The 22,007-nt window shown below is 74.4% G+C and carries 16 protein-coding genes and 2 pseudogenes; 7 read left to right on the top strand and 11 right to left on the bottom strand.

Features of this window, described 5'->3' with window-relative positions:
* Positions 1-42: 42 nt before the first annotated feature.
* Positions 43-1,206: an exonuclease SbcCD subunit D gene (locus ACFYP4_RS17710; RefSeq protein ID WP_388786158.1), complete on the top strand. Its 1,164-nt coding sequence runs from the start codon at positions 43-45 to the stop codon at positions 1,204-1,206.
* Positions 1,207-1,348: 142 nt separating this feature from the next.
* Positions 1,349-4,342 carry an AAA family ATPase gene (locus ACFYP4_RS17705; RefSeq protein ID WP_388786156.1) on the top strand — a complete coding sequence of 998 codons (2,994 nt, stop codon included), beginning with the start codon at positions 1,349-1,351 and terminating at the stop codon, positions 4,340-4,342.
* Positions 4,343-4,378: 36 nt separating this feature from the next.
* Here the strand turns inward: ACFYP4_RS17705 and ACFYP4_RS17700 are convergent, their stop codons facing one another.
* A complete protein-coding gene (locus ACFYP4_RS17700; protein ID WP_358852831.1) occupies positions 4,379-4,825 on the bottom strand; it encodes an Lrp/AsnC family transcriptional regulator in 447 nt (148 codons plus the stop codon).
* Between the two features lie 160 nt (positions 4,826-4,985).
* On the opposite strand from ACFYP4_RS17700, the gene ACFYP4_RS17695 reads away from it, so the two are divergent.
* Both ACFYP4_RS17695 and ACFYP4_RS17690 read left to right on the top strand, forming a co-directional pair.
* The gene (locus tag ACFYP4_RS17695) at positions 4,986-5,483 is read left to right on the top strand and encodes a rhodanese-like domain-containing protein (protein WP_388786249.1); all 498 of its coding nucleotides are present in this window, start codon (positions 4,986-4,988) and stop codon (positions 5,481-5,483) included.
* An 89-nt stretch (positions 5,484-5,572) separates the two neighbouring features.
* Positions 5,573-5,740 (top strand): annotated as a pseudogene (locus tag ACFYP4_RS17690) (Imm21 family immunity protein); the annotation flags it as partial.
* 146 nt (positions 5,741-5,886) lie between these two features.
* On the opposite strand, the gene ACFYP4_RS17685 reads toward ACFYP4_RS17690, so the two are convergent.
* Both ACFYP4_RS17685 and ACFYP4_RS17680 read right to left on the bottom strand, forming a co-directional pair.
* The gene (locus ACFYP4_RS17685; protein ID WP_388786153.1) at positions 5,887-7,578 is read right to left on the bottom strand and encodes a DUF885 domain-containing protein; all 1,692 of its coding nucleotides are present in this window, start codon (positions 7,576-7,578) and stop codon (positions 5,887-5,889) included.
* A gap of 33 nt (positions 7,579-7,611) precedes the next feature.
* A complete protein-coding gene (locus ACFYP4_RS17680; RefSeq protein WP_358852833.1) occupies positions 7,612-8,151 on the bottom strand; it encodes an Lrp/AsnC family transcriptional regulator in 540 nt (179 codons plus the stop codon).
* 59 nt (positions 8,152-8,210) lie between these two features.
* Here ACFYP4_RS17680 and ACFYP4_RS17675 point away from each other — a divergent pair, with 59 nt between their 5' ends.
* Positions 8,211-9,440 (top strand): trans-sulfuration enzyme family protein, encoded by a 1,230-nt coding sequence (locus tag ACFYP4_RS17675; RefSeq protein ID WP_388786151.1) that lies wholly within the window; start codon positions 8,211-8,213, stop codon positions 9,438-9,440.
* 124 nt (positions 9,441-9,564) lie between these two features.
* Here ACFYP4_RS17675 and ACFYP4_RS17670 read toward each other — a convergent pair whose 3' ends face one another.
* The 4 genes from ACFYP4_RS17670 to ACFYP4_RS17655 all read right to left on the bottom strand — a co-directional run bounded on the left by ACFYP4_RS17670 (position 9,565) and on the right by ACFYP4_RS17655 (position 15,817).
* Entirely contained in the window at positions 9,565-11,019 is a 1,455-nt protein-coding gene (locus ACFYP4_RS17670) for a GNAT family N-acetyltransferase (protein WP_388786149.1), read from the bottom strand.
* 139 nt (positions 11,020-11,158) lie between these two features.
* Positions 11,159-12,364 (bottom strand): DUF6493 family protein, encoded by a 1,206-nt coding sequence (locus tag ACFYP4_RS17665; RefSeq protein ID WP_388786147.1) that lies wholly within the window; start codon positions 12,362-12,364, stop codon positions 11,159-11,161.
* Between the two features lie 260 nt (positions 12,365-12,624).
* Entirely contained in the window at positions 12,625-14,211 is a 1,587-nt protein-coding gene (locus ACFYP4_RS17660; RefSeq protein ID WP_388786145.1) for an alkaline phosphatase D family protein, read from the bottom strand.
* 151 nt (positions 14,212-14,362) lie between these two features.
* On the bottom strand, positions 14,363-15,817 hold the full coding sequence (locus ACFYP4_RS17655; protein WP_388786143.1) for a PLP-dependent aminotransferase family protein: 1,455 nt from the start codon (positions 15,815-15,817) through the stop codon (positions 14,363-14,365).
* 46 nt (positions 15,818-15,863) lie between these two features.
* Here ACFYP4_RS17655 and ACFYP4_RS17650 point away from each other — a divergent pair.
* Positions 15,864-16,652, top strand: a pseudogene (locus tag ACFYP4_RS17650) (EamA family transporter); the annotation flags it as partial.
* Positions 16,653-16,745: 93 nt separating this feature from the next.
* Here the strand turns inward: ACFYP4_RS17650 and ACFYP4_RS17645 are convergent.
* Positions 16,746-17,576, bottom strand: coding sequence for an alpha/beta fold hydrolase (locus ACFYP4_RS17645; RefSeq protein WP_388786141.1), 831 nt, complete (start codon positions 17,574-17,576; stop codon positions 16,746-16,748).
* A 358-nt stretch (positions 17,577-17,934) separates the two neighbouring features.
* Between ACFYP4_RS17645 and ACFYP4_RS17640 the strand changes: the two genes are divergently transcribed.
* Positions 17,935-18,696, top strand: coding sequence for a GntR family transcriptional regulator (locus tag ACFYP4_RS17640; protein WP_358853793.1), 762 nt, complete (start codon positions 17,935-17,937; stop codon positions 18,694-18,696).
* Positions 18,697-18,868: 172 nt separating this feature from the next.
* Here ACFYP4_RS17640 and ACFYP4_RS17635 read toward each other — a convergent pair whose 3' ends face one another.
* The 3 genes from ACFYP4_RS17635 to ACFYP4_RS17625 all read right to left on the bottom strand — a co-directional run bounded on the left by ACFYP4_RS17635 (position 18,869) and on the right by ACFYP4_RS17625 (position 21,966).
* Positions 18,869-20,026, bottom strand: coding sequence for an ROK family transcriptional regulator (locus tag ACFYP4_RS17635; RefSeq protein WP_358853792.1), 1,158 nt, complete (start codon positions 20,024-20,026; stop codon positions 18,869-18,871).
* Between the two features lie 99 nt (positions 20,027-20,125).
* Positions 20,126-20,788 carry a response regulator transcription factor gene (locus ACFYP4_RS17630; protein ID WP_358853791.1) on the bottom strand — a complete coding sequence of 221 codons (663 nt, stop codon included), beginning with the start codon at positions 20,786-20,788 and terminating at the stop codon, positions 20,126-20,128.
* A gap of 14 nt (positions 20,789-20,802) precedes the next feature.
* Positions 20,803-21,966, bottom strand: a complete 1,164-nt coding sequence (locus ACFYP4_RS17625) for a sensor histidine kinase (RefSeq protein WP_388786138.1) — start codon at positions 21,964-21,966, stop codon at positions 20,803-20,805.
* Positions 21,967-22,007: the final 41 nt, after the last annotated feature.

Below are 22,007 nucleotides of genomic sequence, written 5' to 3'. Positions count from 1 at the left end.
AGCCGTCCGTGCTGTCCGACCCGCCCGTTAGTCTCGGGAATCATGAGGCTCCTGCACACTTCCGACTGGCATCTCGGCCGGGCGTTCCACCGGGTGAACATGCTCGGTGCCCAGGCCGAGTTCGTCGGTCACCTCGTCACGACCGTGCGCGAGCGCGGCGTCGACGCGGTGGTCGTGTCGGGTGACGTGTACGACCGCGCGGTGCCGCCGCTGGCCGCCGTCGAGCTCTTCGACGACGTCCTGCACCGGCTCGCCGGCCTCGGCGTGCCGACGGTGATGATCTCCGGGAACCACGACTCGGCGCGCCGTCTCGGCGTCGGCGCGGGACTCATCGGCCGCGCGGGCATCCACCTGCGGACCGACGCCGCGGCGTGCGGGACGCCGGTCGTCCTCACCGACGCGCACGGTGACGTGGCCTTCTACGGCCTGCCCTACCTCGAGCCCGCCCTGGTGAAGGACCACTTCGGCGTCGACAGGGCGGGGCACGAGGCGGTGCTCGCCGCCGCCATGGACCGGGTCCGCGCCGACCTGGCCGCCCGCGCGCCGGGCACCCGTTCCGTCGTCCTCGCGCACGCCTTCGTCACCGGCGGCCGGGCCAGCGACAGCGAGCGGGACATCACCGTCGGCGGGGTCGCCGCCGTGCCCGCCGGCGTCTTCGACGGCGTGGACTACGTGGCGCTCGGCCACCTGCACGGCAGCCAGACGATCACCGAGCGCGTGCGCTACTCGGGCTCCCCGCTGCCGTACTCCTTCTCCGAGGCCGACCACCGCAAGAGCATGTGGCTGGTGGACCTCGGCCCCGGGGGCGCCCTCGGCACGGAGCGCGTCGACTGCCCGGTGCCCCGCGCGCTCGCCCGGCTCCGGGGACACCTGGAGGACCTGCTGGCCGACCCCGCGCTGGCCCGCCACGAGGACGCGTGGGTCGAGGCGACGCTCACCGACCCGGTGCGCCCCGCCGACCCCATGGCCCGGCTGACCGAACGCTTCCCGCACACGCTCAGCCTGGCCTTCGACCCGGAGCGGGCCCCCGAGGATCCCGAGGTGTCGTACGCCCGGCGGCTCGCCGGCCGCAGCGAGCAGGAGATCGCCGAGGACTTCGTGGCGCACGTGCGCGGCGCAGGACCCGACCCGAGCGAGCGGTCCGTGCTGCGCGACGCCTTCGACGCGGTCCGCGCCGACGAGAGCGTCCGCGAGGTCGCCCGGTGACCCGGCACCGGCCGACCAGGAAAGGGTCCCCGGTGGCACCGGACCGGACGCACGGCAGGGCGAGGCGGGCGACGCCGGGCGGACAGGACGGCGGCGAAAGCCCGCCCGCGCCTGCCCGGGCGCACGCGGAGGGAACCCCCCGATGAGACTGCACCGCCTCGACATCACCGCCTTCGGCCCCTTCGGCGGCGAACAGCACGTCGACTTCGACGAGCTGTCGGCGGCGGGACTCTTCCTGCTGCACGGGCCGACCGGCGCCGGCAAGACGTCCGTCCTCGACGCCGTCTGCTACGCGCTCTACGGCGCCGTGCCCGGGGCCCGCCAGAGCGGCCAGGGCCTGACCCTGCGCAGCGACCACGCGGCCCCCGGCACCCGCACCGCGATCCGCCTCGAACTCACCGTCGCCGGACGCCGGCTGGAGATCACCCGGCAGCCGCCCTGGGCGCGCCCCAAGAAACGCGGCTCGGGCACGACCACCGACAAGGCCCAGAGCTGGCTGCGCGAGTACGACGCCGCGGCGGCCGCCTGGAAGGACCTCAGCCGCTCGCACCAGGAGATCGGTGAGGAGATCACCCAACTGCTCGGCATGAGCCGCGAGCAGTTCTGCCAGGTCGTCCTGCTGCCCCAGGGCGACTTCGCGCGCTTCCTGCGGGCCGACGCCGAAGCCCGCGGGAAGCTCCTCGGCCGCCTCTTCGACACCCAGCGCTTCGCCGAGGTGGAGAAGCGCCTCGCCGAGCGGCGCCGGACCGCCGAGGCGCAGGTGCGCGCCGCCGACACCGAGTTGCTCGCCGACGCGCATCGCATGCACCAGGCGGCGGGTGACGCCGAGGCCCTGCCCGACCTCGCGCCGGGGGACCCCGGACTCGCCGAGGCCGTCCTGACGTGGGCCGCCGTCGCCCGCAGCACGGCCCGTGAGCGGCTCACCGTCGCCCACTCGGCCCGGACGGCCGCGGCGGCCGCGCACGACTCGGCCGAGCGGGAGCTGGACGACGTGCGCGAAGTCGCCCGGCTACAGCGCCGGTTCGCCGACGCCCGCGAGCGGGCCGCGCGCCTGGAGGAGCACGCCGACGCGTACCGCCAGGCGCGGGCGCGCATGGAGCGGGGCCGCAAGGCGGAGGCGGTGGCCCCCGCGCTCGACCTGCGCGACAGCACCGAGGCCGAGCACCGGCGCGCCGCCGCGCGGGAGGCACGCGCCCGTGAGCTGCTCCCCGAGACGTTCGCCGGGGCCGGCGCCGCCGGGCTCGCCGTCGCAGCGCGCAAGGCGGCCGAGGAGCTCGGCGGTCTGGAGTCGGCGCGCCGCGCCGAGCAGCGGCTGGCGGGACTCGTCGCGGAGCGCGACACCCTGGACCGGCAGGAGCGTGCCGACGAGGACGTCCTCCAGGACGCCGCGAGCTGGCTGGCCGGCTGGGACGCCACCCGGGCCGCCCGTCAGGCGGACATCGAGCACGCCCAGGACGCCGCCACCCGTGCCGAGCAGCTGGCCGTCCAGCGCGAGCCGGCCCGCAGGCGGCTCGACGCGGCCCGCCGGCGCGACCGGTTCGCCCGTGACACGGACGACGCCCAGGAACAGGCGCTCGCCTCCCGCGAGCGGGCCACGGAGGCCCGCGCCCACTGGCTGGACCTCAAGGAGCAGCGACTGAACAACATCGCCGCCGAGCTGGCCGCGCACCTGACGGACGGCGCCCCCTGCGCCGTCTGCGGAGCCACCGAACACCCCGCGCCCGCACAGAAGACCGACGGGCACGTGGACCGGGAGGCCGAGGAGCGGGCGCTCGCCGCCTACCAGCACGCCGACGGGCAGCGCGCCGAGGACGAACGGCGGCTCGGCCTCGTACGCGAGGCGCTGGCCGCCGCCACCGCCGAGGCGGGCGACACGCCCACCGGACAACTCGCCGACGACATGGACGAGCTGGAGCGACTGCACACCGAGGCGCGCGCTGCCGCGTCCGGCCTGCACGCCTCGCGTGAAGCGCTCGCGCAGGCCGAGCGGGAGCACGAGCGCAGGGTCGCGGCCCAGCGGGAGGCCGAGGTGCGGGCCGCGTCCCGGGCAGCTCGCCGGGACGCGCTGGACCGCGAAAGGTCCGCCCTGGAAGAGGAGTTGGCGCACGTCAGAGGTGACGCCGACAGTGTCGCCGCGCGGTCGGCGCAGCTGGAGCGGCAGGCCGCGCGGCTCAGCGACGCGGCGGACGCGGCGCGCGGCGCCGAAGAGGCCGCCCAGCGGCTCAAGGCGGCGGACGCCCGGCTCGCCGACGCGGCCTTCCGCGCCGGATTCGACACCCCGCAGGCCGCGGCCGCCGCGCTCCTGGACGACACGGCCCACCGCGAGCTGCAACGCCGCCTGGACGCCTGGCAGCACGACGAGACGGCGGTGCGCGCGGTGCTCGCCGAGGCGGACACCTCGGCCGCCGCCCAGCAGACGCCCGTCGACCTGCGGGCCGCCGAACGGGCCGCCGAGACCGCGGCCCGGCGGCTCCAGGACGCCGTCTCGGCGCAGGACGCGGCGGCACGGCGCTGCGCCGAACTCGACCGGCTGTCCGCGCGCGCGGCCGCGGGCGTGCGCCGCCTCGGTCCCCTGCGTGCGGAGTACGACCGGGTGGCCCGGCTGGCCGGGCTCGCCGCGGGCACCTCCGCCGACAACGAGCGCAAGATGCGCCTGGAGTCCTACGTGCTCGCCGCCCGCCTGGAACAGGTCGCCGCCGCGGCGACCGCGCGGCTCCAGCGGATGTCCTCCGGGCGCTACACCCTGGTCCACTCCGACGACCGTTCCGGCCGGGGCCGCAGCGGGCTCGGTCTGCATGTCGTCGACGCCTGGACCGGCCGTGAGCGGGACACGGCCACGCTCTCCGGGGGCGAGACGTTCTTCGCCTCCCTCGCGCTGGCGCTCGGCCTCGCGGACGTCGTGACGGACGAGGCGGGCGGCGTGCGGCTCGACACCCTCTTCATCGACGAGGGTTTCGGCAGCCTGGACGACCAGACCCTCGACGAGGTCCTCGACGTGCTGGACTCCCTGCGGGAACGCGACCGCAGCGTCGGCATCGTCAGCCATGTCGCAGATTTGCGGCGGCGGATCCACGCCCAGCTGGAGATCGTGAAGGGGCGGACGGGATCGGTCGTCCGGCAGCGCGGCGCGGGCTGAGGGCCCCGTCGCGGGACCCGTTCGCGCCCGCCGCGCTCAGCGGCCCAGCGGGCGCCGGGGCAGCGGCGAGGAGTAGACGACGCTGGTCGTCACCGAGCCCAGGGCGCCGATCCTGCCCGAGACCTCCTCCAGGTGGCTCATCGAGCGTGCCGCGACCTTGATGACGAAGCAGTCGTCGCCCGTGACGTGGTGCGCCTCCAGGATCTCGGGTGTCACCGAGACGAGGTCGTGGAAGGGCTTGTAGTTGCCGTTCGGATAGCGGAGCCGGACGAAGGCGAGGATCGACAGGCCGAGACGCTCCGGATCGACGACGGCCGCGTACCCCTGGATGACGCCCGCCTCCTCCAGCCGGCGCACCCGTTCGGTGACCGCGCTCGCGGACATGGAGACGGCACGGGCCAGTTCGGCGAAACTGGCCCGCCCCTCACGCTGCAGGACGTCGAGGATGCGCCAGTCGGTGGCGTCCGGGGAATACGCGGTCATGTCCGAGAGACAACAGGGAAATCCCCGGTCGATCAAGGGGCATGCCGTGGATCGCCACTTCAGCGACCGCGTCACGAACCGTAGGTTTCCGGACATGACGTCCCGTACGGCCGGCGCGGAGAGAGCGCCGGTGCGGCGGGACCGGGAGGAAGGCCCCACCATGAACGCGACCGCCCGTGCCGGCACCGCGAACGCCGCGAACCCCGTCCTGCGGGTCGCCCCCGCGACCCCGGCCGCTGCCGCCGCCCACTTCGCCGCGAGCCTCGCCTTCCACGCCGACGTGTCCGACGTCGCCTCCGCTCTCGCGGCCGGCGGCGACCCCGGTTTCGTCGTCCTCGACTCACGGTCCACCGCGTCCTGGGACCAGGGACACGTGCCCGGCGCCGTGCACCTGCCCACCGCGCTCGTCCCCGAGCAGGCCGGACGGCTCCTCGACAGGTCGGTGCCGGTCGTCACGTACTGCTGGGGCCCCGGCTGCAACGGCGCGACCCGTGCGGCCCTGGCGCTCGCCGAACTCGGCTTCCAGGTCAAGGAGATGCTCGGCGGGTTCGAGTACTGGGTGCGCGAGGGCTTCGCGTACGAGACCTGGGAGGGGTCCCGGCGGCGTGCCGCCGACGCGCTGACCGCGCCGGTCGACTCCGAGGACTGCGGCTGCTGAGTCCGCCGCCCCGGGGGCGGAACAGCGGATTTCAGACGGAGCGGGCGAGCGGGAGAACCCGCCCGGAACCCGGCCGGTACTTTCTGCCCATGGCGCGTTGCGCGGAACCGGGTGCGGTGGAGTGGGTCGAGTCGGGCGGCGGGCCGCTCACAGCGGTTCCCGAGGTGGTGCTGCCGTTCTGGTCGGGGGCCGACGGCGACGACCCGTCGTCCGACTACGACCGGGCGTGCGATGTCGAGGGGTTCATCGGCCGCCTACGTGGAACCCGGGCCCCGAGACGTGGCTCGGCTCGTCCGGCTGCGCCGGCCGGCGACCTGAACCGACCGGACCGGTCGGGGCGGGAGGGGCCGGGAGGTCCGGCTCGCGCCGTGGCGCGGGCCGGACCGCCGCGGGCGAGGACCGGTCACAGCCGGGACAGTTCGTCCACCAGGTCGTCCAGCCCCAGGGACCCCTGGGAGAGCGCGGCCATGTGCCAGGCCTTGGCGTCGAAGGCGGCGCCGTGCCGCTTCCGCGCGTTCTCCCGGCCCAGCAGCCAGGCCCGCTCGCCGAGCTTGTAGCCGATGGCCTGACCGGGGATGGACAGGTAGCGGGTGAGCTCACTCTCCACGAAATCCGCCGGGCGGCTGCTGTGCGCGCCGAAGAACTCCTCGGCCAGCACGGGAGTCCAGCGCTCACCCGGGTGGAAGGGCGAGTCGGCCGGGATCTCCAGCTCCAGGTGCATGCCGATGTCCACGATGACCCGGGCCGCGCGCATCATCTGCGCGTCGAGGTAGCCCAGCCGCCGCTCGGCGTCCGTGAGGAAGCCCAGCTCGTCCATCAGCCGCTCCGCGTACAGCGCCCAGCCCTCGCAGTTGGCGCTCACCCCGCCGACGGTGGCCTGGTAGCGGGAGAGGTCCTCGGCGACGTGCGCCCACTGGGCGAGCTGCAGGTGATGGCCGGGGACCCCCTCGTGGTACCAGGTGGAGACCAGGTCGTACACGGGGAAGCGGGTCTGGCTCATGGTGGGCAGCCACGTACGTCCGGGGCGCGAGAAGTCCTCGGACGGCGCCGTGTAGTACGGGGCCGCCGCGCCACCCGGCGGTGCGATACGGGACTCCACCCTGCGCACCCGCTCGGCGAGTTCGAAGTGGGTGCCGTCGAGGGCGTCGATCGCCTCGTCCATCAGGCCCTGCAGCCAGTCGCGGACCTCGTCCACACCCTCGATGTGCGTCCCGTGCTCGTCGAGGTGCGCGAGCGCCACCCACGGGGTCGCCGCGCCCGGCAGGACCTTCTCGGCCTCCCGCTTCATCTCGCCGAGCAGCCGGTGGTACTCGGACCAGCCGTACGCGTACGCCTCGTCGAGGTCGAGGTCCGTGCCGTTGTAGTACCGCGACCAGCGGGCGTACCGCTCGCGGCCCACCGTGTCGGGCGCGCCCTCGATCGCGGGCGCGTACACGTCGCGCATCCAGTCCCGCAGGGACACCAGCGCCGCCGTCGCGGTGCGGGCGGCCGTGTCCAGGTCCGTGCGCAGGGCGTCGGGACCGGCCGCCACGAAGTCCTCGAACCACCCGCGGCCCTGCCCGCCCGGGTCGGACCACTCGGTGAGCTGCGTGATGAAGGTGGCGGTCGGGCGCGGACCTCCGTAGAGCTTGCGCTCCAGGCCGAGGGCGAGGGACTCGCGGTACCCCTCGAGCGCGGCGGGCACCGCGCGCAGCCGCTCGGCGACGTCGGCCCAGTCCTCGTCCGTCTCCGTGGGCATGAGGGAGAAGACCTCCCGCACCGAGTGCGCGGGGGAGTGCAGATTGCTCACCAGGCGCAGGCCCTCGTCGGCGTCGTGCACGGCGAGTTCCGCGGTCAGACGCTCACGCAGCAGACGGGCACAGCGGCGCTCGATGCCACGGTCCGCGCCCGGCTGCCGTTCGGCCTCCTCCAGCCTTGCCAGCGTTCTGCGGGCCAGCTCCGCCACGGCCTCCTGACCGGCGGGCGAGGAGTCCGGCAGCCGGGTCGAACTTGCCTTGTCGCCGAGGTAGGTGCCGGTGACCGGGTCGAGGGCGATGAGCTCGTCGACATAGGCGTCGGCGAGTTCGCGGGGCAGCGGGCTCTTGGTGTCTGACATGCGGACAATCCTCGTACGAGGACACCGTCCGCGTCAGCCCGATTCCGCTGAGGGCGTGGCCCCTTGTGCCGCATGCGCCGATGTGGTCGCGGGCGCGTCGCGCTGCGGCGGCAGCAGCGGGCCGCAGTCCCACTGCTGGAAGATCAACCGGGTCTCCACGCGGGCCACTTCGCGGCGCGAGGTGAACTCGTCGATGACCAGGCGCTGCAGATCTGCCATGTCCGAGACCGCCACATGCACCAGGTAGTCGTCGGGACCGGTGAGATGGAAGACCGTCCGGGACTCCGGCAGCGCACGGATCCGGTCCACGAACGGGCCCACCAGCTCCCTCCGGTGCGGCCTGACCTGCACGGACAGCAGCGCTTCCAGGCCGCGTCCCAGCTTCGCCGGATCCAGCCGCAGCTGGTGGCCGAGGATGACACCCGCGCGGCGCAGCCGGGTCACCCGGTCCAGGCACGTCGACGCGGCGACACCGATCTGTGCGGCGAGATCCCGGTACGTGGTCCGTGCGTCGTTCTGCAACAGCCGCAGCAGATGAAGATCCACCGGATCCAGTACGACGGTTTCGGCCATGGCCCGAACGTAGCACGGGGTTCGCCGCCGTGGACCCGCTCGGTGTTCAGGCTGCGGACATGGACTCCGGCACCCCGAACGCGTATCGCGTCCCCGCTTCCCGCCCCGCGCCCCGCAAGCTGGCCACCGAGGCCGTGCACGCCGGACGCGACGACCTCGCACGGCAGGGACTCCACGCCCCGCCGATCGACCTGTCCACCACCTACCCCTCGTACGACAGCCGCGGCGAGGCCGCCCGCATCGACGCGTTCGCCGCGGACGGCGCCGAGCCGGAGGGACCGCCGGTCTACGGGCGGCTCGGCAACCCGACGGTCGCCCGCTTCGAGACCGCCCTCGCCCGCCTCGAAGGCACCGGGAGCGCGGTCGCCTTCGCCAGCGGCATGGCGGCACTGACCGCGGTACTGCTCGTGCGCAACGCCCTGGGGCTGCGCCACGTGGTGGCCGTCCGCCCGCTGTACGGCTGCAGCGACCACCTGCTGACCGCGGGGCTGCTCGGTTCCGAGGTGACCTGGGTCGACCCGGCGGGCATCGCGGACGCGCTGCGCCCCGATACGGGACTGGTCATGGTCGAGTCCCCGGCCAACCCGACGCTCGCCGAGATCGACCTGAGAGCCGTCGCCCACGCCTGCGGCTCGGTGCCGCTGCTCGCGGACAACACCTTCGCCACCCCGGTGCTGCAACGGCCGGCGGAACAGGGCGCCCGTCTCGTCCTGCACAGCGCGACCAAGTACCTCGGCGGTCACGGCGACGTCATGGCCGGCGTGGTGGCCTGCGACGAGGAGTTCGCGCGACAGCTGCGACAGGTGCGGTTCGCGACGGGCGGGGTCCTCCACCCGCTCGCCGGCTACCTGCTGCTGCGGGGCCTGTCCACCCTCCCGGTGCGGGTCGCGGCGGCCTCCGCGAACGCCGCGGAACTCGCCCGCCGTCTCGCCGCCGATCCGCGGGTCGCCCGCGTGCACTACCCGCGCATCGGCGGTGCCATGGTCGCCTTCGAGGTCCTCGGCGACCCGCACGAGGTCATCGCGGCCGTCCGGCTCGTCACCCCCGCCGTCAGCCTCGGCAGCGTGGACACCCTCATCCAGCACCCCGCGTCCATCAGCCACCGCATCGTCGCTCCGGCGGACCGCCACGGGGCGGGCGTCAGCGACCAGTTGCTGCGCCTCTCGGTGGGGCTGGAGGACGTGGAGGACCTGTGGGCCGACCTGGACGGGGCCCTGGGAGCGCGGACGGTCCTGCGGGCCCCGGCGGCGGGACGGGAAGCGGTGACGCGGGGGGGCGTGAGGCGATGACGCGGCGCGGGGCGCGAGTACGACACGGGTACGAGCGGCGCGGCCGGACGGGGACCGGCCCGGCGGGATGTGCCGGGCCGGTGCGTACGCGTGCGTCAGGGGCGGCGGGGCGCCCGCCCCGCCGTCAGTCCCGCGCGGCCGGCTCGCCGGCCCTGCCCCGCGGCTGCCCGTGGGCCGGCGGCGCGGCCGAGGCCGCCTCCAGCCGGGCGGTGATGACGAGGGTGCCCTCCTCGATCTGGTAGTCGAGGGGAAGATCCAGGGCCCGCATCGCGGCGACCATGCCCGTGTTGGAGGCCTGCGTCACGGCGTACACGCTCGCGCACCCCGCCTCGGCCGCCATCGCCACCAGGCGGCCGAGGAGTTCACCGCCGATACCCCGCCGCTGCCACTCGTCCTCGACGAGCAGGGCGACCTCCGTCTCGTCGCCGTCCCACAGGAGGTGGCCGAGACCGACGATGCGCCCCGACGCGGTCTGCACGGTCAGCGTGCGCCCGAAACGGGGGCTGAGCAGGTGGTTCAGGTAGCGGTCCGCGTCACTCACGGGACCGTGGTAGCGCATGCTCAGCGTGCGCGGCGAGCACCGCTCGTGCATGGCCTTCGCGGCCTCGTGGTCGGCGGCGTCGGCCCGGCGCACGGTGATGGCGTTGCCCTCGGGCAGGGTCAGGACGTCCTGGGCGCGCGGGATCCTCGGTCCGAGCCGGGCGTCCAGCTCCACCAGGGCCCGCGCCCGCGCGAACTCGGTCGGCGTGAACGGCAGATACGGCCGCTCCACCGTGATCACCCCGCCCTCCGGTGCGCGCAGGCGCATCACCGTGTCCTCCAGCGCGCCCTCGACGGGTGCGGCCTCGACCGCACGGCCGGAGCCCGGGGACCTGGCGGGCAGCGAGCGGATGGTGCAGCGGCCGAGCAACTGCCGCAGCGCGAGCGGTAGTTCCGCGGCGTCCAGCGCGGTCCGGGTGGCCAGCCCCAGGACCCGGGTCGGAGCGTCCACCAGATCGTGGGCGTCGGCCCGCTCGATCCAGGTGCCGGTGCCGCCCGCCCGCGCGACGGCCCGGGTGAGTTCGGCGGCGGCCAGACCGGCGGGGGCCCGCAGCAGGAACTCGTCCACGGTGCCCTCGGTCAGCGGATGGGTCTGCAGGCTCAGGATGTCCACCTCGTGCGCCGCCATGGCGGTGCACAGAGCGGCCAGCGAGCCGGGTGCGTCCTGCACCGTGGTCCGCATCCGCCACAGGACGGTGGCCCCCGAGGCGGCCCCGGGTGCCGACGACGACGGAACCGTCCGCCCGTCGCGCCCGGCCGGCCGCCCCGCGGCGGCCGGCCGGGCGCCGGTATCGCCCGTCGGCGGCGCATGACCGTGGCGTCGTGCCCACCAGATGTGGAATCCGGCCGTGGCGACCAGGACGACGGCCGAGATCGCCAGCAGGGCGGGGCCGCCGGGGTTGTGCCCGATCAGGTTGGCCACGGCGTCCGCCACCGCCACGGCGGTGAACAGGGCGGCGAGTTCGACGAGGTCCCGTCGCCAGTGGTGCACAGGACGACCGTGCTTCGCACGCGTCACGTCAGAAAGGTCTGGAGTCATGCAGCCACTGTGAAGGAATGGTGTTGCGTGATCGCGAACGCATTGTGACCGATCGGTAAAGTGTCCTCTGTTCCTTTTGTTCCAGTTTCTACGATTGCAGCGCCTCCGGACTCCGGCCGGGTGACGCCCCGGGCCGTTGTCAGCCGGACGCGAGGAGTACGTGGGACTCCCTTTCGCCCCCGGGGTCCGTCCGCAGGAGCCGTGCCGCACGCGCACGCAGCCCGGGCGCCAACCGGTCCGCCGCCCTCACCAGTTCGGACCGTGCGGCGGAGTCCTCCAGCCGGTCGAAGTGCCGCTCCACGAGCTTGAGCGCCCGCTCCTGCACCGCCGAGTCGTGGTGCGCGAACGCCGGAGCCACCGCGGGCAGCAGCTCGGGCACCGTGGACGGATCGCGTCTGATGACCTTGTGCAGCAGGATCAGCTGGGTCCGCACCAGCTTCTTCTCCCCGCGCGGCAGCACCCCGCCCGACATCTCCGAGAGCCGGCGGGCGGTCAGCTCGCCGTCGAGCGCGAGCGTCCCGAGCATCGTCTGGGCGTACGAGGCCACCGCGGACGGCGCGTCACGGACCAGGGCGATCCAGTCGGCGGTGCGCTCCCGCCGCTCGTCCGGCGTGAGATCCAACGAGACCAACAGCCGCAGAAACACCCGGTGGTCGGCGGACGAGGCGCCGCGCAGCAGCCGGGTGACACACGCGTCGACCATGGTCCGGCGGTCCAGGACACCCTCCTCGCCGAGCCGGGCCAGCGCCACCGTCCAGCTGTCGGGTCCCTCCCCGTACTGCCACTCCACCCGGGAGCCGATGTCGTCGGTGGTGAAGAGGGCGGCCACCAGCTCCGTCAGATGAGGATCCCTCCGCAGCCGGTCGAGGACGGTGTCCCCGCGCTGCCAGACGTGTCCGAGGTGTTCCATCCAGCCCTGGACGTAGGCGTCGGTCGTCGGAGCGGCACACCCGGAGAGCCGCACGAGCCCGGCCATCAGCGCGTACGGCACACCGGAGGACGGCGGGCGCCGGGCGAGCCGGTGCGTCACATCGGCGAGCCAGGCGGGGTCCCGGTCCCCGAGTACGTCGAGAAGGAGGCCGGGTGACGCCTGTGACCAGCGCGGATCGGCTCCCACGAGCCAGCCGGCCGCCGCCGCGGCCCCGGGCTGGCAGGCCGCTCCGGCCGCGTGCAGCGCGGGCTGGGCACGGCGGGACTCCGCGTTCCAGGGCGCCGCTCCCAGATCCTTGCGGAGCTGTCTCAGGCCCGGGAGGCATGCCCTGCGTTCGGCGTCGGTCATCCCGTCGAGAAGGCTGACGACCTCGGCCGTCCGCCCGGCCCGTACGGCCTCCATCAGTGAACTCATCGCACACCCCCGTCGATCCTCGGTCTCCCGGCCCCCGCTCTGCGCACGGCCGGTGTCGGCGCGCGGGCGGAGACCGGGGCGTGCGGAGATCGCGTCATGGAAGAACCGTAGAGGCGACCACCGCCAATGACCCCCGTGCCGACGGTGGTTGTGAAAACGGCACGCCGATGACGCGCGGCGAACGGAGCGGCGCACCGGGGGATGACTCCGGTGCGCTGCCCATCGCTTCGAGGGTACGGGACCGCGGGATCAGCGACGCCTCACTGCCCGACCCGGCCCGGCTGCAGGACCTTCGTGAACAGCACGGTGCCGTCCTGCTCGCGCAGCCGTACGGTGAGTTCGCCGCTGCCGCCGTCGATGTCGACCTCGCCGAAGAACTGGTAACCCCCGGCGGGCGAGACGTTCGAGGCGGTGGGCGCCTTCACGAACACCCGGTCAGGACCGAAGGTGCCGTCGAGCGCGGTCGCCGGGAACGCTCCGGCGTTGAGGGGGCCGGACACGAACTCCCAGAACGGCTCGAAGTCGGTGAAGGCGGCCCGCTCCGGCCGGTAGTGCTGGGCCGAGGTGTGGTGGACGTCGGCCGTCAGCCACACCGTGCCCGTGATCCTGCGGTGCTTGATGTGGCGCAGCAGCTCCGCGATCTGCAGCTCGCGTCCGAGGGGAGCCCCGGGGTCGCCCTGGGCCACCGCCTCGATGTTCTTCCTGCCCTCGGTGGTGTCCGGGACGACCAGGCCGAGCGGCATGTCGGAGGCGATCACCTTCCACACGGCGCGGGACCGCGCCAGTTCCCGCTTGAGCCACGCCAGCTGCTCCGCGCCGAGGATGCCCTGCGGGTCGGTGGTCTGGGTACCGGGGGAGTTGGCGTTGCGGTACGTCCGCATGTCCAGCACGAAGACGTCGAGCAGCGGACCGTGGCGCACCACCCGGTGCACCCGGCCCTCACGGGCGCCCGGCCGCAGGGTGGAGACCGGGAAGTACTCGCTGAACGCGCGGCTCGCGCGGGCGGCCAGCACGTCGACGCTCTTCTCGGTGTACCGCGTGTCCGACGCCGCGATCACCTCACCCGGGTACCAGTTGTTGCGCACCTCGTGGTCGTCCCACTGGACGATTGACGGCACCTGGGCGTTGAAGCGCCTCAGGTTGTCGTCCAGGAGGTTGTAGCGGAAGTTGCCGCGGAACTCCGCCAGTGTCTCGGCGACCTTGGACTTCTCCTCGGTGGTGACGTTGCGCCAGACGCTTCCGTCGGGCAGGGCCGCGGTCGCCGAGATCGGTCCGTCGGCGTAGATGTTGTCGCCGCTGCACAGGAAGAAGTCCGGGTCCAGGGCGGCCATGGCGTCGTAGATCCGGTAGCCCCCGCGGTCCGGGTTGATGCCCCAGCCCTGCCCGGCCAGGTCGCCCGACCACAGGAACCGCACCCCGTGGCGCCGTCCGGCCGGCGCGGTGCGGAAGGTACCGGGTACGGGCTCACCGGTGCGGCGCGGGTCGTCGGGGTCGGCGAGCAGGACGCGGTAGTGGATCTGCTCACCCGGGAGCAGTCCGCGCAGCCGTGTCGTACCGGTGAAGTCGGTGTCGGCGCCGAGCAGCGGGCCGCGCCATCTCCGGGGGTTGCGGAAGGACTCGGTGGCCGACGTCTCGACGATCATGCGGGCCGGGCGGTCGGAACGCACCCACACCAGACCGGAGTCGGCGCTCACGTCGCCGGCCTGGACGCCCCAGCCCGCCTTCGGCCGCCCGGACAGGGCGAACGCCGGTGCGGTGCCGGCCGCGGCGGGCAGGGCCAGTGCCGCCGAGGCGGCGAGGGAGCCGCGCAGGACGCCGCGACGGCCGGGGAGCAGAGGGTGTGACATGGATGCGCCTCCAGGGACGGGTTCCGGCCAGTGTGCAGTGCCACAACTACTGGTGCGCCGCAGCGCACGCGCAAACCCCAAGTGAACAACTGACCGCACCGGTGGGGGAACCGGTGTGCGCCCACGGACCGCACCCCCTTGTGCGGGTCCGTCACCGCACCCCCACCGCCTCCGCCATCACCCGCACCCCCTCGCGGATCCGCGCCGGTGCCAGATGCGCGTACCCCAGCACCAGCCGTACGCCGTCGTCCGCCGCCGTTCCGTAGTCCGCCACGGTGCGGACCGCGACCCCGGCGGCGGCCACCTCGAGCAGGAAGGAGGCCGGGGGCCCGTACCGGTCGGGGAGTTCGGCGATGGCGTGCAGACCGGCGGCGATGCCGGACACCCTCGTGCCGGGGAAGTGCTCGTCCAGGGCGGACACGAGCGTGTCGCGCCGCTCCCGGTACGCGCGCTGGCAGCGTCGCAGCTGCCGGTCGTAGTCGCCGCGCTCCAGGAACCGTGCCAGCAGCGCCTGGTCGATCGCCGGGTGGCCGAGATCCATGGTCCGCTTGCGCTCGACGACCTCCTCCGCCAGGGACGCGGGGACGAGGAGCCAGCCGAGCCGGAGGCCGGGCGCCAGAGACTTGCTGACGGACCCGGTGTAGGCGACGCGCTCGGGGTCCAGTCCCTGGAGCGCGCCGACCGGGGCACGGTCGTAGCGGAAGTCCCCGTCGTAGTCGTCCTCGACCACGAGGCCGTCCACCGCGCGGGCCCAGTCGAGCAGCTCGGCACGACGCCGCGCGGAGTAGGCGATGCCCGTGGGGAACTGGTGGGCCGGCGTCGTGACGACCGCGCGCACGCCCGACTCGTACAGGGGGCCGGTCGCCAGCCCCTCGCCGTCCAGCGGGAGCGGGACGGCGCGCAGCCCGGCCGAGGCGTACAGGGTGCCGTGCTCGGGGCTCCCGGGATCCTCCGCGCCGACCGCGCGCAACCCGCGCGCGTGGAGCACGAACCCGAGGAGTGTCGTCGCCTGCGCCACCCCCGAGACCACGACGACCCGTTCCGGATCGGCGACCACGCCCCGGCGCCGGGCCAGCAGCTCCGCGAGCGCGGTCCGCAGCTGGGGGAGCCCCCGCGGGTCGGGGTAGCCGAGCGCGTGGTGGGGCAGGTCGGCGAGCACCCCGCGCTGCACGGCCCCCCAGGCGGCCCGCGGGAACAGCGACAGGTCCGGCGTGCCGGGCAGGAAGTCGGCGCGGGCGCCGGGGGAGCGCGGGGCGAGATCACGCGCGTGCGGGCGGGCCGCCCGCACGGCGCCGCCCACCCAGGTCCCGGCACCCCGGCCGCTGCGCAGGTAGCCCTCCGCGGTCAGCTGCTCGTACGCCTCGGTGACCAGCCCGCGCGACACACCTAGGTCGGCCGCGAGTTCCCGGCTCGACGGCAGCCTGGTACCCGGCGTGAGCCGTCCCGAGCGGACCGCTTCCCGCAGCGCCGCCTGGAGGGTGCGGCCACGCGTGCGTGCGGGCGCCGAAGCGGCCGGCATCAGCAGCTCCCAGGCGGTGGCCCACGGCGACTCCCCACCCGGTGCCGCGCCCGTCCCCGCCTCACGATTGGTCCCCGATGACGTCATGGGAGTGGACCTTAAACCGGGCCGCCGCCGCTCATAGCGTCGCCGTATGAACGTCACCACCACCCGCGGGGCCCTCCTCGCCGCCCTCGCCTGCGTCCTCGTCGGAGGCTCCTTCACCGCGAACAGCGTGCTGGGCCACTACCCGTACGCGGGCGGCCAGTTCCTGCGCTACGCCCTCGCCTGCCTGCTGCTCCTGCCTCTCGTCGGCCGGGGCGGCGCGGCCCCGCTGCGCCTGCTCCGGCCGCGTCAGTGGGCGCGGCTCGCCCTGCTCGCGGCGGTCGGCATGGTCGGCTTCAACCTCGCCGTGATCGCCGCCGAACGCACCGCGGAACCGGCGGTCCCCGGGGTCCTCGTCGGCTGCGCCCCGGTGGTCGTCGCCGTCGTCGTCCCCCTCCTGGAGGGTCGCCGTCCCCAACGCCTGGTTCTGTACGGGGCGTTGCTGGTCGCGGTCGGCGCCTTCACGGTGCAGGGGTGGGGCCGTACGGACGGCGCGGGCATCGCGTTCTCCGGGTGCGCGCTCGCCGGCGAGGTCGGCTTCGCGGTCCTCGCCGTGCCGGTGCTGCGGCCCCTCGGGCCCCGGCTGCTGTCGGCGACGGTCTGCGGGATCGCCGCGGCCGAGTCGGCGGCGGCCGGCGTCCTCGCGGACGGCGGCGGGTGGCTGCGCGTGCCGGACCCCACCGAGGCGGCCGCGCTGCTGTGGCAGGCGGTCGTCGTCACGGTCGTCGGGTTCGTCTGCTGGTACACGGGCATGCAGCGCATCGGCGCGGAGCGCGCCACGCTCTTCTCCGGCCTCATCCCCGTCGCCGCCGCCTGCACCGCGCCGCTCGTGGGCACGGGGTCCTACGGTGCCGCCCAGGGCGTCGGCAGTGCCCTCGTAGGTGCCGGAGTCGCTCTGGGGTCCGGGGCGTTGACCGCGCGGAGGCGTCGCTCAGCGGCTGCCGTCCAGGATGACGCGCGCCACCAGGGCAGGATCGTCGTTCATGGGGACGTGGCCGCAGCCGGGCAGGCGGACCAGGCGGGCGCGGGGGATGATCTGCTTGGCGCGGACGCCCTGGCGCCGGACCAGCAGCCGGTCCCGGGTGCCCCACGCGACGGTGACGGGCACGTCCGGTACGTCGTCCGTGAACTGGACGGCGCTGCCGGCCCTGAGGGTCTCGGTGAAGCCCTCGGCGCGGGCCAGCGCGAGCGTCTCGGCGACGACCGCCTCCGGTGAACGGCGGCCCGGGCGCGCGTAGATGCTGCTCGTCAGCACCGTGCGTCCGGCGGCGGTGCGGGAGAGACGTTCCACCAGGGGCAGCGGCAGGCGCCGGGCGGCCTGCCGCATCGCCGTCAGCACACCGAAGGCGTACCGCCGTTCGGCCCGGGTCCAGAACCCGGCGGGCGACAGCGCCGTGACGGACCGCACGGCCCGGTCGCGGCCCAGCCCGAGGGCCAGCAGCCCGCCCAGGGAGTTGCCGGCCACGTGCGGGCGGTCGAGCTCCAGGGCCGCGCACAGCGCGCTCAGCGCGGAGTTCATCGTCGCGAGGTCGTGCGGGAGCCCGTCGGGCAGCACCGGGGACTCGCCGAACCCGGGGAGGTCCACGGCTATCACGTCACGCTCCGCCGCCAGGATGTGGACGACCGGGTCCCACGCCTGCCGGTGGTGGCCTATGCCGTGCAGCAGGAGCAGCGGTTCGCCGGTGCCCATGCGCGTGTAGGACAGGCTCACGGACCGCGGGCCGTGCGGGGAGGGGACGTCGAAGGAGACCGTGGCGGACATGAGTGCTGCTCCTCGCCTGGGACACGCTGACGGACGCTGTCACAGACAGCTTGTCAGCAACCGCTACTGACGGGTAGCCCCCGTGCGGCCCTCGTCGTGCCGACGAGGGCTTCGCCGCGTCGTGCGCCGGTTCGTCCATGGGGCCGGAACCCGGCCCTCATCCGCGTGTCACCGGCGTCACCCGGCGCGAACGCCTCATGAACGCTTCGCGGCACGGCACCTGAGCAATCCGTAAGGGATCGAGGATTGGTCTTGACCAAGGGTGGGGCCCGTCCTATGGTCGCAGGGATAGTGCAGGAACCTTTAATAAACAAGGGCGCTAAAACGCCGCCGGGCCACGGCGATTGCGGAGGACAGGGTGGGGACCACGCAGCTGGAAACGGTGCCGGAGCCTAAGTACTGGCATCTCAAGACCGTGCTCAGCGAGGCACTCGACTCCGAGTTCTCGGTGGGCGAGATCCTGCCCAACGAGCGTGACCTCGCGGCCCGCTTCGGCGTCGCGCGCGCCACGCTGCGTCAGGCCCTCGAACAGCTCGAGCTGGAAGGCCGGCTCCAGCGCCGGCGCGGGGTGGGCACCACCGTCGCGCCACCGCGCGTGGGGGTCGCCGTCGGGTCCGAACAGCACACCTGGCCGGGCGGCTCCGGCGACGCCTGGCAGCCCGCGGACTGCGCGCTGGCCGTGCCGCCCGCGCCGGTGGCCGCCATGCTGGAGACGGACCGCGACGAGGCCGTGCACACGGTGCGGCGGTCACGCGTGACGCACGGGCAGCCGGTCGCCGCCGAGCTGCTCTACGTGCCGGCCTCCTCGGTGCCGGACCTCACCTCCATCGACGCGCCCTCGGGTCCGGCACGCGCACGTGCCGTGCTGCGCGAGCTCCAGCGCCTCGGGCTGGAGAGCCAGGACCGCGCGGTGGAGCTGGGCTCCGCCCGCGCGGACGACGCCAAGGAACTCGACCGCCTCCCCGGGGCACCCGTCCTCGTCGTCACGACGCGGTTCTTCGCCGAGGGCCGCACCGCGGCCGTCTCGCTGGCTACCTATCGCGCCGACACCTGCCGGCTGACCTTCGGGGACTCAGGCGGCGTGGAGATCCACCACGACCCGGAGCGCCGCGCCTCCTGAACCACCGGCACCCGGCGCCCGTACACGGCCCCGCCGCGCGAGCCGCACACGTCACGCCCCGGCCTGCGGGGCGTGACGTTTCCGTTCACCGCAGGGCGTGACGTTTCCGTTCACCGCGAGGCGTGACGTTCCCGTCCACCACGAGGCGTGACGTTTACGTCCGCCGCGGGCGTCAGCGACGTGCGGTGACCGTCCCCTCCACCGCGAACAACTGCTCCTCCACATGGTCGAGGGCCAGCCGCAGCGCCCCCGTCGCGACCGCCGCCTCGCCCAGCAGGGACAGGGCCACCTTCGGCGGCCGCAGACAGTAGCGGGCCAACTCGCTTCGCAGCGGCTCCAGTACGCCGTCCAGACCGGCGGCCCAGCCGCCGATCACGACCAGCTCGGGATCGAGCGCCAGCACGAGCGCGGCGACGTCGTGGACCAGCCGCTGGATGTACCGGTCCACGGCGGCACGGGCCCGCGCATCGCCCTCGCGCGCGAGGGCGAAGACATCGGCGACGGCCTGCTCGTCGAGGGGGTGCAGCGGCTCGTCCGTCGTCGACAGCAGCGTCTCGGGCGTCGCCCCGCGGCCCAGCAGATGCAGCGCCCCGATCTCCCCGGCGGCGCCGCCGTAGCCCCGGTGCAGCCGCCCGCCGATCAGCGATCCGGCGCCCGGGCTCAGGCCGGCCAGCACGAACACGATGTCGTCGGACTCCGTCGCCGAGCCCTTCCAGTGCTCGGCGACCGCCGCCGCGTTCGCGTCGTTCTCGACGAGCACCGGGCACTTGAAGGAGCGGCTCAGCCGCTCACCGAGACGCAGACCCGTCCACTCCGGCAGCGCCGTGCCGAGACGTACGGTGCCGTCCGCCTCGACGATTCCGGGGCTGCCCACGCCCACCGCCCGCAGGGAGCTGCGCGCGACGCCCGCCCGGCGCAGCAGTTCGGCCACCGCGCCGCGCAGCCGCTCCAGCCGCTCGTCCGCGGGAGCGGTCTCCTCGACGTCCTTGGAGATGGCGCCCAGTACCCGGCCGTCCAGGTCGGCGAGGAGCGCGGCGACCCGGTGCGGGCCGATCTCCAGGCCCAGCAGGTGCCCGGCCTCGGCCCGGAACCTGAACCGCCTCGCCGGCCGCCCCTGACGCCGCGCGGCACTGTCGTCGGCCGCCTTCTCGACGACCAGCCCGCCCTCGATCAGCCCCTCGACGACGCCCTCGACCGTGGGCCGGGACAGTCCGGTCACCCGGGTGATCTCGGTGAGCGTCGCGCAGTCCGTGGCACGCAGCGCGTGCAGCACGACCGCGGAATTGATCCTTCGCAGCAGAGAGGGGTCCCCGCCGGTCAACTGCCCCAACGTCTTTCCTCCCAGCTCGTGCGCGTGTTGGCCGGATCGTACTCGGCGCGGCGGGCCCCGGCGAGTGCCGGGACCCCCAGGTCGACCGGCGGGTCCCTTTCAGCCGGGTGCCACGAACCCCGACTCGTACGCCGTGATGACGGCCTGGGTGCGGTCTCTGGCGCCCAGTTTGGCCAGTACGGCGCTGACGTGGGACTTGACCGTCTCCGTCCCGACGGTCAACCGCCCGGCGATCTCCGCGTTCGACAGGCCCCGGGTCATCAGGCGCAGCACCTCCGCCTCCCGCCCGGTCAGGGCGGCCCGGTCCAGCAGCGCCCGCGCCGCGGGGTTCCCGTCCCCGTCGCCGTACTCGGCGGCCAACTGCCGGACCGAAGCGGGGAAGAGCAGCGACTCGCCCTCGGCGATGAGCCGCACCGCGTGCACGATCTCGGCCGGGCGGGCCCGCTTCAGCAGGAACCCGTCGGCACCGGCGCGCAGTGCCTCGTAGACGTACTCGTCGTTCTCGAACGTGGTGATGACCAGGATCTTCGGCGGGTCGGCGACGGTCCGCAGCACCGCCCGGGTGGTCTCGATGCCGTCCAGGAGCGGCATCCGCACGTCCATGGCGACGACGTCGGGCCGCAGCCGCCGCACCAGCGGGATCACCGCGGCGCCGTCGGCCGCCTCCCCGACGACCTCGATGTCGGGCTGCGCCTGGAGGACGGCGCGCAGGCCCGCGCGGACGAGGGGTTCGTCGTCGACGAGCAGTACGGACACCGGCATCCGGCCAGCGTAGATCAGCGCAGCGGGAGCTCCACGCGCACCTGCCACTCGCCCTCGTCCGGACCCGTCCGCGCGAGGCCGCCGAGCAGCGCCGCGCGCTCCCGTATCCCGCGCAGCCCGCTGCCCCGCCCCGGCCCCGGGACGGCGGCCGTCAGCGGATTGCGCACCTCAAGACCGAGGGTGCCGTCCGCGACCGCGACCCGGACCCTCACCGGCACACCGCCCGCGTGCCGGAGCACGTTCGTGAGGGACTCCTGCAGGATGCGGTACCCCTCGCGGGAGACCGGCCCCGGCACGCTCTCCACCGGACCCGTCACCTCGGCGTCGACCTTCGCGCCGGACGTGCGGGCGGACTCCAGCAGCCGGTCCGCATCAGCGAGCGTGGGACGGCCGCCCGCGGGGCGCTCCACCTCGCGCAGTACGCCCAGGACCCGTTCGAGGTCTTCCAGCGCGGCCCGTCCGGTGTCCTCGATGGCGGCCAGGGCCCGGTCGGTGAACTCCGGGTCGCCGGCCGCCCGCGCCGCCCCCGCCTGCACGACGGCCACCGTCAGAGCGTGCCCGATGGAGTCGTGCAGCTCACGGGCGATACGGGTGCGTTCCAGGAGCTGCTCGGTGCGCTCCTCCAGGGCGGCGAGCCGCTCGGCGGGAGAGGGGCCGAGGAACCGGCGCGCGAGGAACGTGACCAGCTCGCCGAGACCGACCACCGCCCCGTACAGGGCGAGCAGCGGCAGCGGGACGAGCAGCACGTAGGCCCAGTGCGGCTGCGACACCGTCATGAGGGGATCGTGGACCGGCACGTGGCCGAACGCGGCCCGGAGCAGGTCGACGACGAGCACCGGCAGCCACACGGTGACCGCCGTCGTCACCGCGCCGAGGCCCATCCGCACCTCCAGCCACAGCACGGTCCGCACCCGGTCCCGCCACGTGAGCGACCGGGTGACGGAGACCGCAGCGTCCCGGCCGTCCTCCCCGCCCGGCGACAGCAGCAACCGCGCCTGCACGCCCTCGCCCGTGCGCACGGCCGGGACCAGCCCCAGCGGGATCAGCAGCAGGGCCGGCACCCACGGTTTGGACATGTCGATGAACAGCCACACGCTGACGAACAGCATCGGCACCCACAGGTGCAGCAGACGCGTGTACGTCGTCCCGCGGCTCAGCGGGCGCAGAAGGCGGGCCACGACGTCATCGTGCCAGGCGGCACCGACAGCGGACCTCCCCC

Source organism: Streptomyces sp. NPDC005551 (assembly GCF_042871785.1).
Taxonomy (GTDB): Bacteria; Actinomycetota; Actinomycetes; order Streptomycetales; family Streptomycetaceae; genus Streptomyces.
This window is presented reverse-complemented; position numbering and strand designations above follow the sequence as displayed.

Bases quoted from the DNA above. Each gene is read 5' to 3' on its own strand.
- ACFYP4_RS17710 (WP_388786158.1), top strand. From the start codon at position 43: ATGAGGCTCCTGCACACTTCCGACTGGCATCTCGGCCGGGCGTTCCAC.
- ACFYP4_RS17705 (WP_388786156.1), top strand. From the start codon at position 1,349: ATGAGACTGCACCGCCTCGACATCACCGCCTTCGGCCCCTTCGGCGGC.
- ACFYP4_RS17700 (WP_358852831.1), bottom strand. From the start codon at position 4,825: ATGACCGCGTATTCCCCGGACGCCACCGACTGGCGCATCCTCGACGTC.
- ACFYP4_RS17695 (WP_388786249.1), top strand. From the start codon at position 4,986: ATGAACGCGACCGCCCGTGCCGGCACCGCGAACGCCGCGAACCCCGTC.
- ACFYP4_RS17685 (WP_388786153.1), bottom strand. From the start codon at position 7,578: ATGTCAGACACCAAGAGCCCGCTGCCCCGCGAACTCGCCGACGCCTAT.
- ACFYP4_RS17680 (WP_358852833.1), bottom strand. From the start codon at position 8,151: ATGGCCGAAACCGTCGTACTGGATCCGGTGGATCTTCATCTGCTGCGG.
- ACFYP4_RS17675 (WP_388786151.1), top strand. From the start codon at position 8,211: ATGGACTCCGGCACCCCGAACGCGTATCGCGTCCCCGCTTCCCGCCCC.
- ACFYP4_RS17670 (WP_388786149.1), bottom strand. From the start codon at position 11,019: ATGACTCCAGACCTTTCTGACGTGACGCGTGCGAAGCACGGTCGTCCT.
- ACFYP4_RS17665 (WP_388786147.1), bottom strand. From the start codon at position 12,364: ATGAGTTCACTGATGGAGGCCGTACGGGCCGGGCGGACGGCCGAGGTC.
- ACFYP4_RS17660 (WP_388786145.1), bottom strand. From the start codon at position 14,211: ATGTCACACCCTCTGCTCCCCGGCCGTCGCGGCGTCCTGCGCGGCTCC.
- ACFYP4_RS17655 (WP_388786143.1), bottom strand. From the start codon at position 15,817: ATGACGTCATCGGGGACCAATCGTGAGGCGGGGACGGGCGCGGCACCG.
- ACFYP4_RS17645 (WP_388786141.1), bottom strand. From the start codon at position 17,576: ATGTCCGCCACGGTCTCCTTCGACGTCCCCTCCCCGCACGGCCCGCGG.
- ACFYP4_RS17630 (WP_358853791.1), bottom strand. From the start codon at position 20,788: ATGCCGGTGTCCGTACTGCTCGTCGACGACGAACCCCTCGTCCGCGCG.